The sequence below is a fragment of the Pantoea sp. WEP genome (assembly GCF_041678305.1).
GTDB classification, from domain to species: domain Bacteria; phylum Pseudomonadota; class Gammaproteobacteria; order Enterobacterales; family Enterobacteriaceae; genus Pantoea; species Pantoea dispersa.
The window spans coordinates 31,891-48,523 of the sequence record NZ_JBGNXB010000002.1; the positions used below are offsets into that span (position 1 = coordinate 31,891).

The 16,633-nt window shown below is 57.5% G+C and carries 16 protein-coding genes; 8 read left to right on the forward strand and 8 right to left on the reverse strand.

The window, feature by feature from the left end:
- The first annotated feature begins 1 nt into the window (after position 1).
- The gene (locus ABVR31_RS19325) at positions 2-820 is read left to right on the forward strand and encodes an ABC transporter permease (RefSeq protein ID WP_021509490.1); all 819 of its coding nucleotides are present in this window, start codon (positions 2-4) and stop codon (positions 818-820) included.
- A 108-nt stretch (positions 821-928) separates the two neighbouring features.
- Complete coding sequence (locus ABVR31_RS19330) at positions 929-2,179, forward strand: NAD(P)/FAD-dependent oxidoreductase (RefSeq protein ID WP_150059059.1); 1,251 nt, start codon at positions 929-931, stop codon at positions 2,177-2,179.
- 271 nt (positions 2,180-2,450) lie between these two features.
- Here the strand turns inward: ABVR31_RS19330 and mqo are convergent, their stop codons facing one another.
- Positions 2,451-4,097, reverse strand: a complete 1,647-nt coding sequence (gene mqo / locus ABVR31_RS19335) for a malate dehydrogenase (quinone) (protein WP_021509488.1) — start codon at positions 4,095-4,097, stop codon at positions 2,451-2,453.
- Positions 4,098-4,464: 367 nt separating this feature from the next.
- On the opposite strand from mqo, the gene leuC reads away from it, so the two are divergent.
- Genes leuC through ABVR31_RS19355 form a run of 4 tightly spaced genes read left to right on the forward strand, consistent with a single transcriptional unit; the run spans position 4,465 to position 8,415 of the window.
- The gene (gene leuC, locus ABVR31_RS19340) at positions 4,465-5,886 is read left to right on the forward strand and encodes a 3-isopropylmalate dehydratase large subunit (RefSeq protein WP_058770123.1); all 1,422 of its coding nucleotides are present in this window, start codon (positions 4,465-4,467) and stop codon (positions 5,884-5,886) included.
- A 1-nt stretch (position 5,887) separates the two neighbouring features.
- Entirely contained in the window at positions 5,888-6,511 is a 624-nt protein-coding gene (leuD, locus tag ABVR31_RS19345; protein WP_058775054.1) for a 3-isopropylmalate dehydratase small subunit, read from the forward strand.
- Entirely contained in the window at positions 6,508-7,422 is a 915-nt protein-coding gene (locus tag ABVR31_RS19350) for an alpha/beta fold hydrolase (protein ID WP_372774146.1), read from the forward strand. Before leuD ends, ABVR31_RS19350 begins: the two co-directional genes overlap by 4 nt.
- A 30-nt stretch (positions 7,423-7,452) precedes the next feature.
- Positions 7,453-8,415: a LysR family transcriptional regulator gene (locus ABVR31_RS19355; protein ID WP_021509484.1), complete on the forward strand. Its 963-nt coding sequence runs from the start codon at positions 7,453-7,455 to the stop codon at positions 8,413-8,415.
- Between the two features lie 25 nt (positions 8,416-8,440).
- Here ABVR31_RS19355 and ABVR31_RS19360 read toward each other — a convergent pair whose 3' ends face one another.
- From ABVR31_RS19360 to ABVR31_RS19380, 5 genes are all read right to left on the reverse strand, one after another.
- A complete protein-coding gene (locus ABVR31_RS19360) occupies positions 8,441-8,746 on the reverse strand; it encodes a DUF1471 domain-containing protein (RefSeq protein ID WP_021509483.1) in 306 nt (101 codons plus the stop codon).
- A 294-nt stretch (positions 8,747-9,040) separates the two neighbouring features.
- A complete protein-coding gene (kup, locus tag ABVR31_RS19365) occupies positions 9,041-10,909 on the reverse strand; it encodes a low affinity potassium transporter Kup (protein ID WP_372774148.1) in 1,869 nt (622 codons plus the stop codon).
- Positions 10,910-11,500: 591 nt separating this feature from the next.
- Positions 11,501-12,301 carry a MetQ/NlpA family ABC transporter substrate-binding protein gene (locus ABVR31_RS19370; protein WP_021509481.1) on the reverse strand — a complete coding sequence of 267 codons (801 nt, stop codon included), beginning with the start codon at positions 12,299-12,301 and terminating at the stop codon, positions 11,501-11,503.
- 114 nt (positions 12,302-12,415) lie between these two features.
- Entirely contained in the window at positions 12,416-13,219 is an 804-nt protein-coding gene (locus ABVR31_RS19375; RefSeq protein ID WP_241798474.1) for an MBL fold metallo-hydrolase, read from the reverse strand.
- 48 nt (positions 13,220-13,267) lie between these two features.
- On the reverse strand, positions 13,268-13,609 hold the full coding sequence (locus ABVR31_RS19380; protein WP_058770129.1) for a gamma-glutamylcyclotransferase family protein: 342 nt from the start codon (positions 13,607-13,609) through the stop codon (positions 13,268-13,270).
- Between the two features lie 214 nt (positions 13,610-13,823).
- On the opposite strand from ABVR31_RS19380, the gene ABVR31_RS19385 reads away from it, so the two are divergent.
- Positions 13,824-14,843: an MBL fold metallo-hydrolase gene (locus ABVR31_RS19385; RefSeq protein WP_371221430.1), complete on the forward strand. Its 1,020-nt coding sequence runs from the start codon at positions 13,824-13,826 to the stop codon at positions 14,841-14,843.
- A gap of 42 nt (positions 14,844-14,885) precedes the next feature.
- On the opposite strand, the gene ABVR31_RS19390 is transcribed toward ABVR31_RS19385, so the two are convergent.
- Both ABVR31_RS19390 and ABVR31_RS19395 read right to left on the reverse strand, forming a co-directional pair.
- The gene (locus tag ABVR31_RS19390; RefSeq protein ID WP_150059053.1) at positions 14,886-15,422 is read right to left on the reverse strand and encodes an RNA polymerase sigma factor; all 537 of its coding nucleotides are present in this window, start codon (positions 15,420-15,422) and stop codon (positions 14,886-14,888) included.
- Positions 15,423-15,427: 5 nt separating this feature from the next.
- Positions 15,428-15,874: a hypothetical protein gene (locus ABVR31_RS19395; protein ID WP_215800963.1), complete on the reverse strand. Its 447-nt coding sequence runs from the start codon at positions 15,872-15,874 to the stop codon at positions 15,428-15,430.
- 173 nt (positions 15,875-16,047) lie between these two features.
- Here ABVR31_RS19395 and ABVR31_RS19400 point away from each other — a divergent pair, with 173 nt between their 5' ends.
- Entirely contained in the window at positions 16,048-16,632 is a 585-nt protein-coding gene (locus tag ABVR31_RS19400) for a TetR/AcrR family transcriptional regulator (protein WP_150059051.1), read from the forward strand.
- Position 16,633: the final 1 nt, after the last annotated feature.

Here is a 16,633-nt window from a genome sequence, read left to right on the forward strand (position 1 = left end):
TATGACCCGTTCTCACAACGACAAACTGATTGCGCTGCTGGGTAAACTGCTGGTGATCGCCATTCTGGCGTTTGTCATGTTGCCCACCGTCGTGGTGTTTATCTCGTCGTTCAGCAGCACCTCCGTGCTGTTCTTCCCGCCGAAAGGCTGGTCGCTGCGCTGGTTCGAGCGGGCGCTGAGCTACGACGATTTTCGTCACGGCTTCTGGTCCGGACTGATTGTCACAGCATGGGCGTCGACGCTGGCGGTGGTCATCGGTGCCACGCTGGCGATTGCCATCGAGCGCTATCGCTTTCCCTGCAAACAGGTGCTGGAGAGCATTCTGCTGTCGCCGCTGTTTATTCCGCATTTCACCATTGGCCTCGGCCTGCTGATGCTGGTGTCACAGCTCAATCTGGGACGCGGCTACGCGCTGGTGATTTTCTGCCACGTGGTGCTGGTGCTGCCGTTCGTGCTGCGCAGCGTCTATGTATCGCTGAAAAATCTTGAGCAGCGGATAGAACTGGCGGCGGCCAGCCTCGGCGCATCGCCGTTGCGCGTGGTATGGACCATTACCGTGCCGCTGATTCTGCCGGGCCTGTTTGGTGGCTGGCTGTTCGCCGCGATTCTCTCTTTCAATGAATTTACCGCCTCGCTGTTTATTACCACCCAGGCGACGCAGACGCTGCCGGTGGCGATGTACAACTACGTGCGTGAATTTGCCGACCCGACGCTGGCGGCGCTGTCGGTTATTTATATTGTGGTGACCGCCGCGATGTTAATAATCGCCAATAAATTTTTCGGGCTGGGAAAAATATTAAACGTTGAGGCCGGGCATTAATTTCGCTGTGCCATCGGGCCGCCGTTAAACATGACAACCTGGTGTTAATCGCCAGCGGCGTAATATTTGCGCCGCGCTGGTGGCATGCCAACTATTCGGGGATGACCTATGTCAGTAGAAAAAATCAATACCGTGATTGTCGGAGCGGGCCAGGCGGGTATCGCCATGAGCGAACATCTGGCGCAGATGCAGATCCCGCACGTGGTACTGGAGCGCAGCCGCATTGCCGAGCGCTGGCGCTCCGAACGCTGGGACTCGCTGGTGGCCAACGGCCCGGCGTGGCACGACCGCTTTCCTTCGCTGAAGTTTGATAACATTTCACCGGAGGCGTTTCCGCCGAAAGAGCGCATGGCGCAGTATTTCGAGGATTACGCAAAGATGCTCAACGCGCCGGTGCGCACCGGGGTTGAAGTACAGCAGGTGACGCGGCTGCCCGGACGCAGTGGCTTCCGGGTGGTGACGTCGGTGGGAGAATTCGACGCGGACAATGTGGTGGCTGCCACCGGGCCGTTTCAGAAGCCCGCGTTCCCGGCCATCGTGCCTGAAGGCGCGGTGCCGCAGCAGATCCACTCATCGGCGTACAAAAATCCACAGCAGCTGGCGCCCGGAGCGGTGCTGGTGGTGGGTGCGGGTGCGTCCGGCACCCAGATTGCCGAGGAGCTGCGTCAGGCCGGCCGCGAGGTGTTTCTGTCGGTCGGTGAGCACTACCGCCCGCCACGCGCCTATCGCGACCGTGATTACTGCTGGTGGCTTGGCGCGCTGGGGCTGTGGGACGAAGTGAAAATCAAGCCGAAGAAACAGCACGTGGCCTTTGCCGTCAGCGGCTATGAAGGCGGTAAAACCGTGGATTTCCGCCGGCTGGCCCATATGGGCATTACGCTGGTCGGCATCACCGAGCGCTGGGATAACGGCGTGCTGCGCTTTGCGCCGGGGCTGGCAGAGAATATCGCCGAAGGTGACAGAGCTTATTTCGAGGTGCTGCGCGATGCGGATGCGTACATAGAACGCAACGGGCTGGATTTACCGGCCGAGCCGCAGGCGTGGGAGCTGTTGCCGGATCCGGAATGCCTGTTAAATCCGCTGATGCAGCTGGAAGTGCAGGCGGCGGGCATCAGCACCATTATCTGGGCTACCGGGTTTAAATTTGATTTCAGCTGGCTGCAGGTGGATGCGTTTGATGAACAGGGCCTGCCATTCCACAAGCGCGGTATTTCTGCCGAGCGCGGTATTTATTTCCTTGGCCTGCCCAATCTGGTCAACCGGGCGTCGTCGTTTATTTACGGCGTGTGGCACGATGCGAAATATATTGCCGACCACATCGCGCTGCAAAATGCCTATTCGGATTACGTGAAGTCGTAATTATTTTCCAGGTGCGCATGAATGCGCACCTTACGGAAGATTCACAAAGCCCGCACGTACTGTTGCCTTGCAACCTTTGAATTAGCACGATAAATCGTGCCGCTACATAAGGTGCGGCTGGAGGGTGCAGTAATCACAACGCGCACAAACCGTAGCGGCGCAATTTATTGCGCAACCTGACACCGCAATCAGCCAATCCTCAGACAAAAAAATGCCGGTGGGCGATGGCTCGCGCACCGGCATCGGTTCGATTGACTCAGCGATGGCGCTATTACAGCGCCATATCCTGCTTCGCGGACTCTTCGCGCGGTTTGGCCTGCGCAGGTGCCGACTGCTGATCGTCCATGTTAATCACTGGCGGTTTGGTCAGCTGCAGCACGGATGCGGTGTTATCCCATACCTGCTGGGTCAGCGCGGTGTTGCCGTTCAGCTTCTGGCCGAAGCTTGGCACGATAGCGCGGATCTTCTGCTGCCACTCCGGTGACGCGAACTGCTGCGGGAACAGCTTCTGCATCACGTTCAGGGTGATCGGTGCCGCGGTAGATGCACCCGGTGAAGCACCCAGCAGGGCCGCCACGGTTTTCTGCTGATCGGTCACGATTTCGGTACCCAGCTTCAGCACGCCGCCTTTCTCAGCATCTTTCTTGATGATCTGCACACGCTGGCCGGCCTGAATCAGTTTCCAGTCCTCTTTACGCGCGTTCGGGTAGTACTCTTTCAGCGCGGCAAAGCGGTCGTCATCGTTCAGCATCACCTGACCAATCAGGTATTTCACCAGGTCAAAGTTATCGATGCCCACGTGCGTCATCGGCATGAAGTTACTGGTGGTGGTGGCACTCAGCAGATCAAACAGCGAACCGTTCTTCAGGTATTTGGTTGAGAACGTGGCGAATGGCCCAAACAGCACCACTTTTTTACCGTCGAGGTTACGGGCATCAATGTGCGGTACCGACATTGGCGGTGCGCCTACGGAAGCCTGACCATACACTTTCTGCAGGTGACGGCTGGTGATTTCCGGGTTTTCGGTCATCAGGAACGAACCGCCCACCGGGAAACCGCCGTAGTTATCGGCTTCAGGAATACCGGTTTTTTGCAGCAGCTTAATCGCCGCACCGCCCGCGCCGATGAATACGTATTTCGCATCCACTTCACGGTTTGCGCCGCTCTTCACGTCTTTGATGGTGACGTGCCAGGAGTTGTCGCTGTTGCGTTTGAAATCGGTGACTTCAGAGGAGGTTTCCAGCTTGAAGTTCTGATCTTTCTGCAGGCTGCCGATCAGCTGACGGGTAATTTCACCGTAGTTCACATCGGTACCCACCGGCGTCCAGGTAGCGGCCACTTTCTGATTCGGATCGCGACCTTCCATCACCAGCGGTGCCCACTGCTCGATCTGTTTGTGATCGGTAGAGAACTTCATGCCCTGGAACAGGGTGGTTTTCTGCAGCGCCGCATAGCGTTTGGTCAGGTATTCGACATTTTTGTCGCCCCAGACAAAGCTCATGTGCGGGGTGGAGTTGATGAACGAACGCGGATCGTGCAGCACGCCACGCTGTACCTGGCTGGTCAGGAACTGGCGGGTAATCATGAACGATTCATTGATTTCCAGCGCTTTGCTCACATCGATGGAACCGTCTGCACGCTCTGGCGTGTAGTTCAGCTCCATGTTGGCAGAGTGGCCAGTACCGGCGTTATTCCAGCCGTTGGAGGATTCCAGCGCGACGCCGTCGAGACGCTCAACCATCAGTTGTTTCCAGCCCGGTTGCAGCTCCTGCAGCCAGGTACCGAGCGAGGCGCTCATGATACCGCCGCCAATCAGCAGCACGTCGGTTTTTTCTGGTGCGTTCTCAGCGTGAACCGCTGAAGAGACAAGCAGTGCCGTCAGCGAAAGCGCGGACACAAGTTTTTTGGTCTGAGTCATGCCAGTCCTGTTTATTCTTTGCAGATGAACGTTAAAAATTCGGTTGGCAAATTAAAAGATTGTTACGAAAAGATTAACTTGTTTTTAGTTAATTAACTATTGATGGCAATTAATTAACTTTCATAAAAGCGGGATGGCGAAATAAACGGCAGGAATACAGCAGAAATGCGGGAAAAAGCAACAATATATCCGCTAACGGAGCGCGGTTATTATTTATAACGACGGGCACGACTTAGGTCAAATTAAATCCGCTGCCGCGATGACAAATCATGCACTATCACTGCACGTAGCGTGTTGATGATCTGACGCCGAATGGGTTTACCCTAAGGTCTCTGATGACTTGTTTAACTTTCGCGTGGACATGAGCATGGCGGGCAAAACCCTGTATGAAAAGCTGATCGAACAGCATGTGGTACGTCACCTGGACGATGAGGGGCACGTGCTGCTCTACATTGACCGGTCAATCCTCAATGAATACACCAGCCCGCAGGCGTTTAGCGGTCTGCGCGACCGGTCGCGGCGCGTGCGCCATCCGGCCACCATTCTACTCAACGTTGACCACGTGAACCCGACGCGGCCGGTGCGCGATGCGGCGATGACCGACGCAGGCGGTCAGCTGCAGGTCGATTACTTCCGCAAAAATGCGGAGCACTTTGGCATTGAGCTGTTTGACGTGCTCGACCCGCGACAGGGCATTGAACATGTGGTGGCGCACGAGCAGGGGCTGGTGATGCCGGGGATGGTGATTGCCGCCGGCGACAGCCATACCACCACTTACGGGGCGTTTGGCGCGCTGGGGTTCGGCATCGGCACCTCGGAAATCGAACACCTGCTGGCGACACAGACGTTGATTTATCGCACGCTGAAAACCATGCGGGTTGAAGTCACCGGCGAGCTGCCGTTTGGCTGCGCCGCCAAAGACATCGTGCTGGCGTTGATCGAACAGATTGGCGCATCCGGCGCTACGGGATATGCGATTGAGTTTACCGGCAGCGCGATTGATGCGCTGAGCATGGAAGGGCGTATGACCCTGTGTAACATGGCAGTGGAAGCCGGTGCGCGCGGGGCGATTATCGCGCCGGATGACAAGGTCTACGCTTACATTGCCGGCAAACCGCAAATGCCGGTGGGCGAGCTGTGGCAGCAGGCGCTGGCCGAGTGGCGCACGTTGCGCAGCGATGATGATGCGGTATTTGACCGGCAACTGACCATTGATTGCAGCGATCTGGAACCGAAGGTCACCTGGGGCATCAGCCCGGATCAGGCCTGCGCCATTAGCGGCCACGTGCCTAATCCGGCTGACGAACCCGATCTGGTGAAACAGCAGGCGATGAAAAATGCGTTGCACTACATGGGGCTGCAAGCCGGCACGCCGCTGGCCGACATTGCCATCACCCACGCGTTTATCGGCTCCTGCACCAATGGGCGCATTGAAGATTTGCGCGCTGCGGCAGCGGTGATTGGTACCCGCAAAATCGCGCCGCACGTGCGCGGCATCATCGTGCCGGGCTCAACCCAGGTGCGGCAGCAGGCGGAGGCGGAAGGGCTGGCGGCCATCTTTATCGACGCCGGCTTCGAGTGGCGTCAGTCGGGCTGTTCGATGTGTCTGGCGATGAACGAAGATGTGCTGGCACCGGGCGATCGCTGCGCATCGGGCACCAATCGTAACTTTGCCGGCCGTCAGGGCGCGGGCGCGCGTACTCACTTAATGAGTCCAGCGATGGTCGCCGCCGCTGCGCTGGCGGGCCATCTGGTTGATGTTCGTCACTATCTGCAATCCGGGGTTTAATATGCAAGCTTTCACTACCATCACCGGCAAGCTGGCACCGCTGCCGGCTGCTAACATCGATACCGATGTGATTATGCCCAAGCAGTTTCTCAAAGGCATTGACCGGCAGGGGCTGGATCGCGGCGTGTTCTTTGACCTGCGCTTTCTGGCCGACGGTGCGCCAAACCCTGATTTCATCCTTAATCAGCCGGGCTGGCAGAACGCGACGTTTTTGCTGGTTGGCGCCAATTTTGGCTGCGGCTCCAGCCGCGAACATGCGGTGTGGGGGCTGAATCAGCTGGGCATTCGCGCGATTATCGGCACCAGCTTCGCCGGCATTTTTGACGACAACTGCCAGCGTAACGGCGTGCTGACGCTGAGCCTGAGCGAGGCGGATTATCAGCGTCTGAGCGCGGTGGCCGCCGATGCGCAGCGCAACACTATCAGCGTGTCGCTGGAGCAGCAAACCATTCAGTTCGCGGATGAAGTGATTCACTTTACGGTCAGTGCCCTGAAGCGCGAAATGCTAATCGGTGGCGGCAGCGCGGTGGACTGGACGCTGCAATATGAAGCGGATATCAGCCAGTTTGAAGCGCAGCACTTTGCGCAGCGTCCGTGGCTGCAGCGCACCAGGGAGCAACCATGAGTAAGATTATCGACCGCGGCCCGTCGCCGTTTATCGCCGGTTTTACCCTGCAGGATGTGACGCTGGATAATGGCGTTACGCTACGCGTGGCCAGCGGCGGCAAGGGCTCGTCTTTACTGATGCTGCACGGCCATCCGCAAAATCATCTGGCCTGGCGTAAAATCGCACCACAGCTGGCGCAGCATTATCAGGTGATCCTGCCGGATTTGCGCGGCTACGGTGACAGCGACAAGCCCGCCAGTGACGCTGAGCATCTGCCATATGCCAAACGCAGCATGGCGCAGGATATCAGCCAGCTGATCGACGCGCTCGGCCTGCAGCGCGTGGCGTTTGTCGGCCACGATCGCGGCGGGCGCGTCGGGCACCGGCTGGCGCTCGATCATCCGGAGAAAGTCAGCTGCTGCGTGTTTGTCGATATCGCACCCACTGCCACCATGTACGCGCTGACCGATCAGGCGTTCGCCACGCGCTATTTCTGGTGGTTCTTCCTGATTCAGCCGCACCCGCTGCCGGAGACCATGATTGGTCACGATCCGGCGTTCTTTTTGCGTAAACACATTGATGGCCAACTGAAAACGCCGGGCGCGACCGAAACGGCGGTGTTTGAAGATTATCTGCGCTGCTATCGGGATCCGGCGATGATCCACGCAGTATGTGAAGATTATCGCGCCGCCGCCAGCATCGATTTGCAACACGATGCCGCTGACAGCGACCGGCGCATTGCCTGTCCGCTGTTACTGCTGTGGGGCGAAAAGGGCACGGTCGGTCAGCTGTATGATGTGGTGCACACCTGGCAGGACAAGGCGCTCCAGGTGCAGGGCGAGGCGTTACCGTGCGGCCATTCACCGCAGGAAGAGGTGCCAGAGCGGTTTCTGCACTCGCTTCAGCGCTTCCTGGGATCTGTGTTATAACCACGTGGCGTTCACTCACCATGTGCTGTTATGAAAATACTGCTTGCCGGAAAAAGTTATCAGAAGCCGTTACAGGGTTGGCCGTCGATTGAAGACCTGTACGTGTTTATCAGCGTGGCGCGGCATGACGGTTTCGGCCGCGCGGCGATTGAGCTGGGTCAGTCACCGTCTTACATCAGTAAACGCATCGCCATTCTGGAAAAACAGTTGGAGACGCGGCTGTTTTTCCGCACTAACCGCGTGATGCGCCTGACGCCGGAAGGGGAAAAAGCGCTGGAGGGCGCGTTGCAGGTAGTGCAGGAAATGGATGGCTTTCTCAATAATTTCCGTCAGTGGCGCGGCGAGTTGACCGGGGAAATTACCGTCGGCTGCTCGTTTGGTTTCGGTCAGGACTATTTATCGGATGCGGTTTCGGCATTTATTCACCAGCATCCGTCGCTGAATATTAAACTGATGCTAAGCGATCGGGCATTCGACCTGCTACAGAGCGGCACGGATGTGGAAATCTGCGTTGGCGATGATCTCAATCCTTCCTATATTGCCCGCCGGCTGATTGCCAACCGGCGTATTTTATGTGCCGCGCCGGCGTATTTATCCCGCGCCGGTATGCCAGCCTCGCTGGATGCGTTAATTCATCACAGCTGTCTGATCATTAATGAACGCGATAATTCATTTGGTAACTGGGCATTGACCAATGGCGAGCAGCAGGTGTTGTGTCGCCTGAACAGCCATTACTCTTCCAATAGCGGCAAGGTGATTCTGCACTGGGCGTTGCAGGGGCATGGTATTGCGCTGCGTTCAGCGTGGGATGTGGCGCCGTATCTGGCCACGGGCGAGCTGGTGGCGGTATTACCGCAGTGGTATCAGGAAGCCAATATCTGGGCGGTGTATACGCAACGCGCCGCAGAATCGCAGCGTATTAAAGTTTTTCTGGATTTTCTCGCTGCCTATTTTAATGAAAAAAGCCTGCCGGAAATGACGGGCAGGCCATAAGCAGAAAAACGTGTTAATCCGAGCATCAGCCGTAAGCCACCTTGTCATTGATGTGATACAGCGTGGCGGTGGCAGCCATCACGTGCTGGCCGTCGTGGCCCGGCTCATGTGATTCAACGTCGGTGATGTGATAACCGACGGCTCCGGCCGCCTGGGCTTTTTTCACAATGGCGTCTGTTAACTCTTCCATTGACGTGGCCCAGCTTACGGAGGTCACACCTGCCGGATGGATTGAGGATAATTCGCGGTGCGTCAAATCGGCGCGAATTAAAACCGGTTTAACATTTTGCGGCGTAAAAATGGAAATCACATCGTTAATTAACGCTTTCATGGTCTTACTCCTCAAAAATAACAACAGAGCCGGAAGTGAATTAACCGATCCTGAGATCGTTGTTTATTGGTTTATACATTCCGGCAAAGCGCACGGTGAATGATCATGCCGGTAGGGTTAATAAACACCTTTTGAGGTTATGCGTTTTAGCTTTAATTGCTAATCAGATGTTAAGAAAAGTTCCGCCACAACTCCGGTAATGTTTCGCTAATATTTTTTCATCTGCTTACATTTGCCATTAAAAAAGTCAGTGCGTCATGTGCGGGCAAATCCGGCCATCCGTGGCCCTGCGGCCTAAAACTCGCGCTGGCCGCCCAGTTCGATCACCCGATTGGGCGGAATATGAAATTGCTCATGGGCGCGCAGCGCGTTGCGCTGGCAGAAGTGAAAAATCCTGCCGCGCACCCGGGCCAGACCGCGGCGTTTTTTCATTACCAGCGTATCGTGCGCGGTAAAAAATGACGCTTCGTTCACCGTGCAGCCAAAACCTTCCAGTCCGCACAGATGCAGAATCTCGGCCATCGACGGCACTTCACGCCAGCCGTAGGCGGCAGTGACCTGCCAGAACGACGGCGACAATTGCGTAATGCTGATGCGCTGCTGGTTATACACGCGCGGCGTATCAGTGGTGCGGATATGCAACAGCACCACGCGGCGGTGCAGCACGCGGTTATGCTTGAGGTTGTGCAACAGCGCCTGGGGAATTTCAAACTCCTTACGCGCGAGGAAGATGGCGGTGCCCTCGACGCGGTTCGGCGGATTGCTCTCCAGCGATTTCACCAGCGCCAGTAAACCGTCCTGATCGTTATTCAAACGGCGAATCAGGCGGTTACGCTCGCTGCTCCAGATCAGCATCAATCCCATCATGGTCAGCGCCAGCAGCACCGGTACCCAGCCGCCGGACAGCAGTTTCATCAGGTTGGCGATGAACAGCGGCACGTCGACCACCAGCATACACAGCAGGAACAACAGCGCCAGCGGCAGCGGCCAGCGCCAGTTACGCAGCGCCACCACGCCCGCCAGACAGGCGGTGATCACCATGGTGCCGGTCACTACGATGCCGTACGCCGAGGACAACGCCGACGACTGACGGAAAGCCAGCACAATCAGCATCACGGCGGTGAACAGCAGCCAGTTCACCACCGGAATGTAAATCTGCCCGGACTCAGTATGCGAGGTAAAAATGATGCGCATCGGCGGTAAAAAGCCCTGGCGAATGGCCTGATGCGTCAGGGTATAGACGCCGGAAATCACTGCCTGCGCCGCGATGACCGTGGCCAGCGTTGACAGCACAATCAGTGGAATCTGCGCCCAGCCGGGAGCCAGATTAAAGAACGGATTGTTCATCGCCTGCGCATCGGCGATCACCAGCGCGCCCTGGCCGAAGTAATTCAGTATCAGCGCCGGCATGGCGATCACCAGCCAGGCGAGACGAATCGGCGCTTTGCCCAGGTGGCCCATGTCGGCATACAGCGCTTCCGCGCCGGTCACCGCCAGCACCACCATGCCCATCGCCGCGAGCGAGAGCGCTTTGTGGCTGAGCAGGAAGGTCAGCGCATAGGACGGACTGAGCGCGTGCAGCACTTCCGGGTTGAGCAGAATACCGCGTATACCAAGTGCGCCGATGGCCACAAACCAGACAAACATTACCGGGCCAAACACCCGGCTGACCTTTTCCGTGCCGTGTTTCTGGATAATGAACAGCAGCGCGAGAATGGTGAGCGCCAGCGGCACCACATATTTTTCCAGCCCGGGCGAGACCACCTGAATCCCTTCGATGGCCGACAGCACCGAGATGGCTGGGGTGATCACGCCATCCCCATAGAAAAATGCGCCGCCAATCAGACCGGCCAGCACGATGATATGACCGGCTTTGCGGCCAACGTTGCGGCGTGCCAGTGACATCAGGGTGAGAATGCCGCCTTCGCCGTCGTGGTCGGCGCGCATCACGAAGCAGACATATTTCAGCGTGACGATGAGCGTCAGCGCCCAGAATATCAGCGACAGAAAGCCCATCACCGCCAGCGCCGACGGCGCGCCGTCCGGCAAAATCGACAGACACTCTTTGAGGGTATACAGCGGGCTGGTACCGATATCACCAAACACGATGCCGGCGGCGGCCAGCATGCCAGCAGGCAGAGACTGTTTCTCTGATTGACTCATACATTTCCTGTTTTTTCAGGGAGAAAGGGCGAGCGCCATCAGCCGCACTGGCGTGTCGCAATCACCCACTTTTATGCTGGCGAAGATAGCGTTTCAGCGGCGTAATCGGTAGGGGGTGGCGTTTTTTTGTACGCGATTTTTATACCAATCGACCAAATTTTTACGCCATTTTTACACCGCTGCGGCTTTTTCAACCTGAAGTGTAGACGATTCAGACAGCAGCAGAAGCGGGCTGGCTGGCAGAAAATGGGATGGGGGAGTGCAGGTAGCGAGATGATTAAAAATGCAGGAAATAGCGATGCTAAGACTTTGTACCAAAAATTATATCCGTACCCTCCGACCGCACAATATGTAGCGGCGCGATTTATCGCGCTAAGTTAAACATTTCACAGTTGCCGGAATGCGCAATGAATTGCGCCGCTACGATCCGTGCGGCATTGTATTTCGGCACCACCATCCTGCACACATTGTAGCGGCGCGATTTATCGCGCTGAGTGAAACACCGCACAACTGCCCGAATGCGCAATAAATTGCGCCGCTACGATGGGTGCGGTAATCCTGTTCCTGCCTGCATCAACAGGCAGGTAATCCTTACCAACCCTTAATAATATCGCCTTTATAAATCTCGTTGGCTTTATCCAGCACCGGCTGGGACTGAAACGCTTCTTTCAGCTTCTGCACGTTCGGGCTGTCTTTATTATCTTCGCGCGCCACAATCGCATTAACGTATGGCGACGCTTTGCCTTCCATAAACATTCCGTCACGCGAGGCGGATAAATTTACCAGCGCGGCAAAGTTATTATTAATGATCGACAGATAAACCTGCGGATCGTCCAGCGTGCGCGCCAGCTGCGGCGTATCCACTTCCACAATCTTCAGCTTTTTCGGGTTATCGGTAATATCCAGCGTGGTCGGCAGCAGACCGGCTTCGGGTTTCACCTTCAGCAGGCCCTGCGCCTGCAACAGCAGCAGGCTACGCCCCAAGGTGGTCGCTTCGTTAGACACGGTCACGGTAGCGCCATCCGGCAGATCCTGCAGTGATTTAATCTTGCGTGAATAACCGGCAATCGGGAATACGAAGGTATTGGTCACGACGGCAAATTTATATCCGCGCTCTTTGGACTGCATCTCCAGATAAGGCAGGCTCTGGAACGCGTTGGCGTCCACATCTTTATTGAACAGCGCTTCGTTCGGCTGCACGTAATCGTTAAACGCCACCACATCAACATCGAGCTGATATTTATCGTGTGCCACCTGCTTCACGGTCTGCCACAGCGCCTCATCCGGTCCGGTATTGATCGCCACTTTGATTTTGTTGTCGTTGTGGTTGTCACAGGCGCTGAGCAGGGTGACAGAGGCCGCCAGCAGGGCGGTAAGCCATGTTTTTTTCATTGTTTGCAGGTTTCCTTATGTTTGCAGGAAACCGACTATAGTATACGTCCAGACGTCTGTACATCCGTGTGCGATGCGATCGCCTGGTATTTATCCAGCGCGGCTGTGTAAGCGCTACGGCTGTGGGTGTTGCAGACAGGCCAGATAGCGGCGGCCCGACTGCTGCACTGCCTCATCGGCACGCGCGAGAATTTCGCGGCCGGCAAACGCGCCGTACAGGCGCGTAAACTTAACGCCCTGCAACCGCTGCAGCATGGCTGTCACCGTGGCGCCGGCCAGCGGTAACATATTGGGATAGCTCCACATAAACGAAACCGCACTGGCACCGGGCGTTACCTGCAAAATATCGCCGCTCAGCAGCACGCCGCCGTCGTGCGCCCAGTGCAGCACCGTGCCGCCGGCAAAGTGGCCGCCGAGACGTAACAGCCGCACGCCCGGCAGCAGATCACAGCTGTCGCCGTGCCAGGGCTGCAGACGGGGCGATGCGCGCATGATCCACTCGCTGTCGCTGGCGTGCAGATACACCGGCGCGTCGAAGGCGTCGGCCCAGTCCTGCATGGTGCTGTAATAGTGGGGATGGGAGATGGCGATGGCGTGCAGGCCGCCGAGCGCGCGCAGCAACGTGACGGTGGCGTCATCCAGATGGGCGATGCAATCCCACAGGATATTGCCGTGCGGCGTTTGCAGCACAAAGGCGCGCTGGTTAATGGCAAAATCCGGTACGGTTTGCAGGCTGAGCAGCCCGGGTGCGAGCTGTTGCCACTGGTTTTGATGCGAGGCGCGCAGCGCAGACTGATCGATCCACTGCTGCCCGCCGGGCGGCACAAACTGGCGTTCATCCTGACAAATGCGACACTGCGTAAGGGCAGGTTGCTGCTGCTGATAAGACGTGCCGCAGGCGGTACAAATGGTGATCATGGCTTCTCCTCACAGTCCGGTGAGGATCAGTGTAGGCAAGGTGCGAGGTTAGCGCGCGACGTCCTGCTGTGGCTGCAGCTGATAAATCCACGCCGTCCGCTGCTGGCCGTCGGTCGTGGTGACTTCAACCGGCACCCGGTCGTAGCCATCTTCAAACTCATCCAGCATCGGCCAGTGCAGCGCCAGCCGATCCGAGATGAACAGATAACCCGGCACGCGCGCGCCGTGCTCATCAAGTACGATGCCGGGAAAATCGGCGGCCGCGCCCCAGCCGTTGGCATAGTAAGTGCCGGCGACCGTCCCTGCCAGCCACTCACCGCCGATGTTTTCCAGGATATGCGCATTGCACTGGCCCGGCTGCAGCGTGCCGTAAACGAAAAGCGTGTTCATTTTCCCTCGTAAAATCATGCAAAAGCGTTACTTTACCTGCCTGCTGCCGCCCTGTCATCCGCCAGGGAAAGGCCACACCGGCAGCGAAATTCTGCGTTACCGGTTGTGCGATGGCTCGTAATGTGAGGACGCGCGCGGCATAAAACGGTTAACGTAGCCGCAGATGTTTACCGCTGCTGCCAGCCAGCTTTCTCATTTTCGAGGTATCCGCGCTATGTTGAAGGGCTCCAGCCTCTGCCGGGGGGCAATCAGGGAGTATCCGCACTCCGCTCAGTTTGATGGCAAAAAGTTTCGCAATGTCCAGCCGCGTCAGTCGCTAAGCTTTGGCGACTACCGCAAAATGCTGTGGGATTTCCTGTTCAATAAACCGGAAGATACCCAGCCGCCGGCCGCGCTGCCGGTGCAGCCCATCACGGCCGCCGCGCTGGCACAGGCCGCGGCCAACAGCGTCTTTCGCCTCGGCCACTCTTCGCTGTTGCTGAAGCTCAATGGCCAGTTCTGGCTGACCGATCCGGTGTTCGCCGAGCGCGCGTCACCTTTTAAGCGACTGGGACCAAAGCGCTTTCAGCCAGCGCCGATTGCCGTGGCCGATCTGCCGCCGATAGAAGGCATTATTTTGTCGCACGACCATTACGATCATCTCGATTACCACACCATCATGCAGCTGAAAGATCGGGCGAAGCACTTTCTCACGCCGCTCGGCGTCGGCGATTTGCTGATTAAGTGGGGTGTTGCGCCGGAGAAAGTCATCCAGCTCGACTGGTGGCAGTCGCGGGATATCGGCGACATCCATTTTGTCGCGACGCCGTCGCAGCACTTTTCCGGACGCGGCCTGTTCGACAGCAACAAACGGTTGTGGTGTTCGTGGACGCTGATTTCTGACCAGTTCCGCCTGTTTTTTGGCGGTGACTCCGGTTACTTCGACGGTTTCAAAGCGATTGGCCGGAAATACGGCCCGTTTGATGCGGCGTTTCTGGAAAATGGCGCTTACGATGCGCGCTGGGCCGACATTCATATGCTGCCGCAGGACACGTTGCGCGCGTTTCAGGACCTCAACGCGCGCTGGCTGTTTCCGATTCACAACGCGGCTTTTGATTTAGCTTTTCACCGCTGGGACGATCCATTTACCCAAATCGTCCAGCTGGCGGCAGAGCATCAGGTTGCACTGTGTCTGCCGATGCTGGGCGAGGGCATTGATCTGTTACAGCCGCAGCCCACCGCGGCCTGGTGGTAAAGCACGCGACCCGATGGCCGTTTGGCTATCGGGTCGCGCTGGTCAGGCCGTGAGTTCGTCGTACAGGCTGCGCAGCCGGGTGCGCAGAAACAGAACCGCTTTATGTTTGCGCGACAGCAGCGCCTGCACGCTGTCGCCGCTTTCGGCGGCCAGATCCTGATAGCTGAAGCCGAGCAGCTCGGTCTTTTCAAATACCTCGCGCTGCGCAGCAGGCAGTTCCGCGAGCGCATCGTCCAGCTCTTCCCACAGCAGCGTTTTCAGATACTCATCCTCCGGCGTCTGCGCCACGCCAAACAGCGTTTCGGCAATTTCATCCTCGGGAAAATCCTCGTCTCCGGCGGCGTTGAACAGCGAGAGTTCGCGTTTTTTTCGCGATCGATCGGTGATCTCGTTGCGCGCGGCGCGAAACAGCCAGGCGCTGACGTTCTCCACCGGCTGTTCCACCTGCAGCAGTTTCCAGCTGATCTCCTGCAGGATATCTTCGGCCTCATCGTGCCGCTCGCTGCGGCCGCGAATAAAGGCGCTGAGCTTAGTGCGGCAGGCGGCGAGGGCCGCCAGCAGCCGCGAATCCTGCGGCATGCTGTTTACTCTGCATCCGGGGATTTGGCGGGCGCATCGTCCGCGGGCGGGCGCGGATCGTCACGCTGGCTGCGGCGATCGTGCCAGTCACAGCGTCCGCCATGATGACCACGACCGCCAAACCGCTCGCGCCGCTGCTGCATAAAGGCTTCGCGCTGCTCCGGGGTCATCTGCATCCAGCGTTCATGCATGCGGCGACGCGCCATGCCAAACATACCGGGATGGAAGCCCAGCCCGCCGAACAGGATGCGACACAGCACCAGTAGTCCCAGCGCCTGCCAGAAGCCAATACTTTTTACGCCGGTCAGTTCCGGCAGCAGCGCATTCCACAGCGACATTACCAGCAGGCCAAGGGCAGCAAACAGCACCACGCCGAGCAGCAGCGGTTTCGCCATACGGTGATGACCAAAGCGGTGACTACGTGAATGCTGATGCCTGTCAAAATCTCTCATTGGGGTTCCTCATTACAGTGACAGAATAGGTTAGTGATGAGGTAGACGAATCAGCGATGAAAATATTGCTGAAAAAATAAAAAAAGTGCGCGCTGAACGCCAGGCCGCTGGCTTGACTTCTTCCCTGCCTGCCAGTAGGTTGACCGATCTCTGTTGTTCTACCGGATTGCGTTATGACTGCCCGTTCCTCTAAAGCCCGCGAAATCATGGCCTGCACCCGCCAGTTGCTCACCGCCGGCGGCTATAAAAGCTTTAGCTATGCCGATATTGCCGCCCAGGTGGATATCCGCAAGGCCAGCATCCACCACCATTTTCCCGGCAAAGCCGATTTGGTGAAAGCGGTGGTGGAGGAATATCGTGCTGAGGCGCAGGCGGGCATGCAGGCGATGGATGAACAGATCAACGATCCGCTGAACGAAGTGAAAGCCTACGTCGATTACTGGGCGCACTGCATTAAAGAGGGGGCTTCGCCTTTCTGCATCTGCGCGATGCTGGCGGCGGAAATGCCCACGCTGCCGCCGGATGTCGCCACTGAAGTCAGCGGCCACTTCAGCGATCTCTCCGGCTGGTTAGCGCGCCAGCTGAGCAAAGGCGCCGCCAGCGGCGTTTTCCAGCTCAGCGACAGCGCTGAAAACGAAGCCAAAACGCTGATGGCCAGCGTGCACGGTGCGATGCTGGCGGCGCGGGCATTTAATAACGCCGGGATGTTTGAGCAGATTACTCATCCGCTGCTGCATAAGCTGATCAAAAACGCCTGAC

What these genes read in the sequence shown, in the direction of transcription:
- ABVR31_RS19375 (WP_241798474.1), bottom strand. Translation starts at nt 13,219, where the DNA reads ATGATCACCATTTGTACCGCCTGCGGCACGTCTTATCAGCAGCAGCAA.
- mqo (WP_021509488.1), bottom strand. Translation starts at nt 4,097, where the DNA reads ATGACTCAGACCAAAAAACTTGTGTCCGCGCTTTCGCTGACGGCACTG.
- leuD (WP_058775054.1), top strand. Translation starts at nt 5,888, where the DNA reads ATGCAAGCTTTCACTACCATCACCGGCAAGCTGGCACCGCTGCCGGCT.
- ABVR31_RS19325 (WP_021509490.1), top strand. Translation starts at nt 2, where the DNA reads ATGACCCGTTCTCACAACGACAAACTGATTGCGCTGCTGGGTAAACTG.
- ABVR31_RS19385 (WP_371221430.1), top strand. Translation starts at nt 13,824, where the DNA reads ATGTTGAAGGGCTCCAGCCTCTGCCGGGGGGCAATCAGGGAGTATCCG.
- ABVR31_RS19380 (WP_058770129.1), bottom strand. Translation starts at nt 13,609, where the DNA reads ATGAACACGCTTTTCGTTTACGGCACGCTGCAGCCGGGCCAGTGCAAT.
- ABVR31_RS19360 (WP_021509483.1), bottom strand. Translation starts at nt 8,746, where the DNA reads ATGAAAGCGTTAATTAACGATGTGATTTCCATTTTTACGCCGCAAAAT.
- ABVR31_RS19400 (WP_150059051.1), top strand. Translation starts at nt 16,048, where the DNA reads ATGACTGCCCGTTCCTCTAAAGCCCGCGAAATCATGGCCTGCACCCGC.
- ABVR31_RS19390 (WP_150059053.1), bottom strand. Translation starts at nt 15,422, where the DNA reads ATGCCGCAGGATTCGCGGCTGCTGGCGGCCCTCGCCGCCTGCCGCACT.
- kup (WP_372774148.1), bottom strand. Translation starts at nt 10,909, where the DNA reads ATGAGTCAATCAGAGAAACAGTCTCTGCCTGCTGGCATGCTGGCCGCC.
- ABVR31_RS19370 (WP_021509481.1), bottom strand. Translation starts at nt 12,301, where the DNA reads ATGAAAAAAACATGGCTTACCGCCCTGCTGGCGGCCTCTGTCACCCTG.
- ABVR31_RS19395 (WP_215800963.1), bottom strand. Translation starts at nt 15,874, where the DNA reads ATGAGAGATTTTGACAGGCATCAGCATTCACGTAGTCACCGCTTTGGT.
- ABVR31_RS19350 (WP_372774146.1), top strand. Translation starts at nt 6,508, where the DNA reads ATGAGTAAGATTATCGACCGCGGCCCGTCGCCGTTTATCGCCGGTTTT.
- leuC (WP_058770123.1), top strand. Translation starts at nt 4,465, where the DNA reads ATGGCGGGCAAAACCCTGTATGAAAAGCTGATCGAACAGCATGTGGTA.
- ABVR31_RS19330 (WP_150059059.1), top strand. Translation starts at nt 929, where the DNA reads ATGTCAGTAGAAAAAATCAATACCGTGATTGTCGGAGCGGGCCAGGCG.
- ABVR31_RS19355 (WP_021509484.1), top strand. Translation starts at nt 7,453, where the DNA reads ATGAAAATACTGCTTGCCGGAAAAAGTTATCAGAAGCCGTTACAGGGT.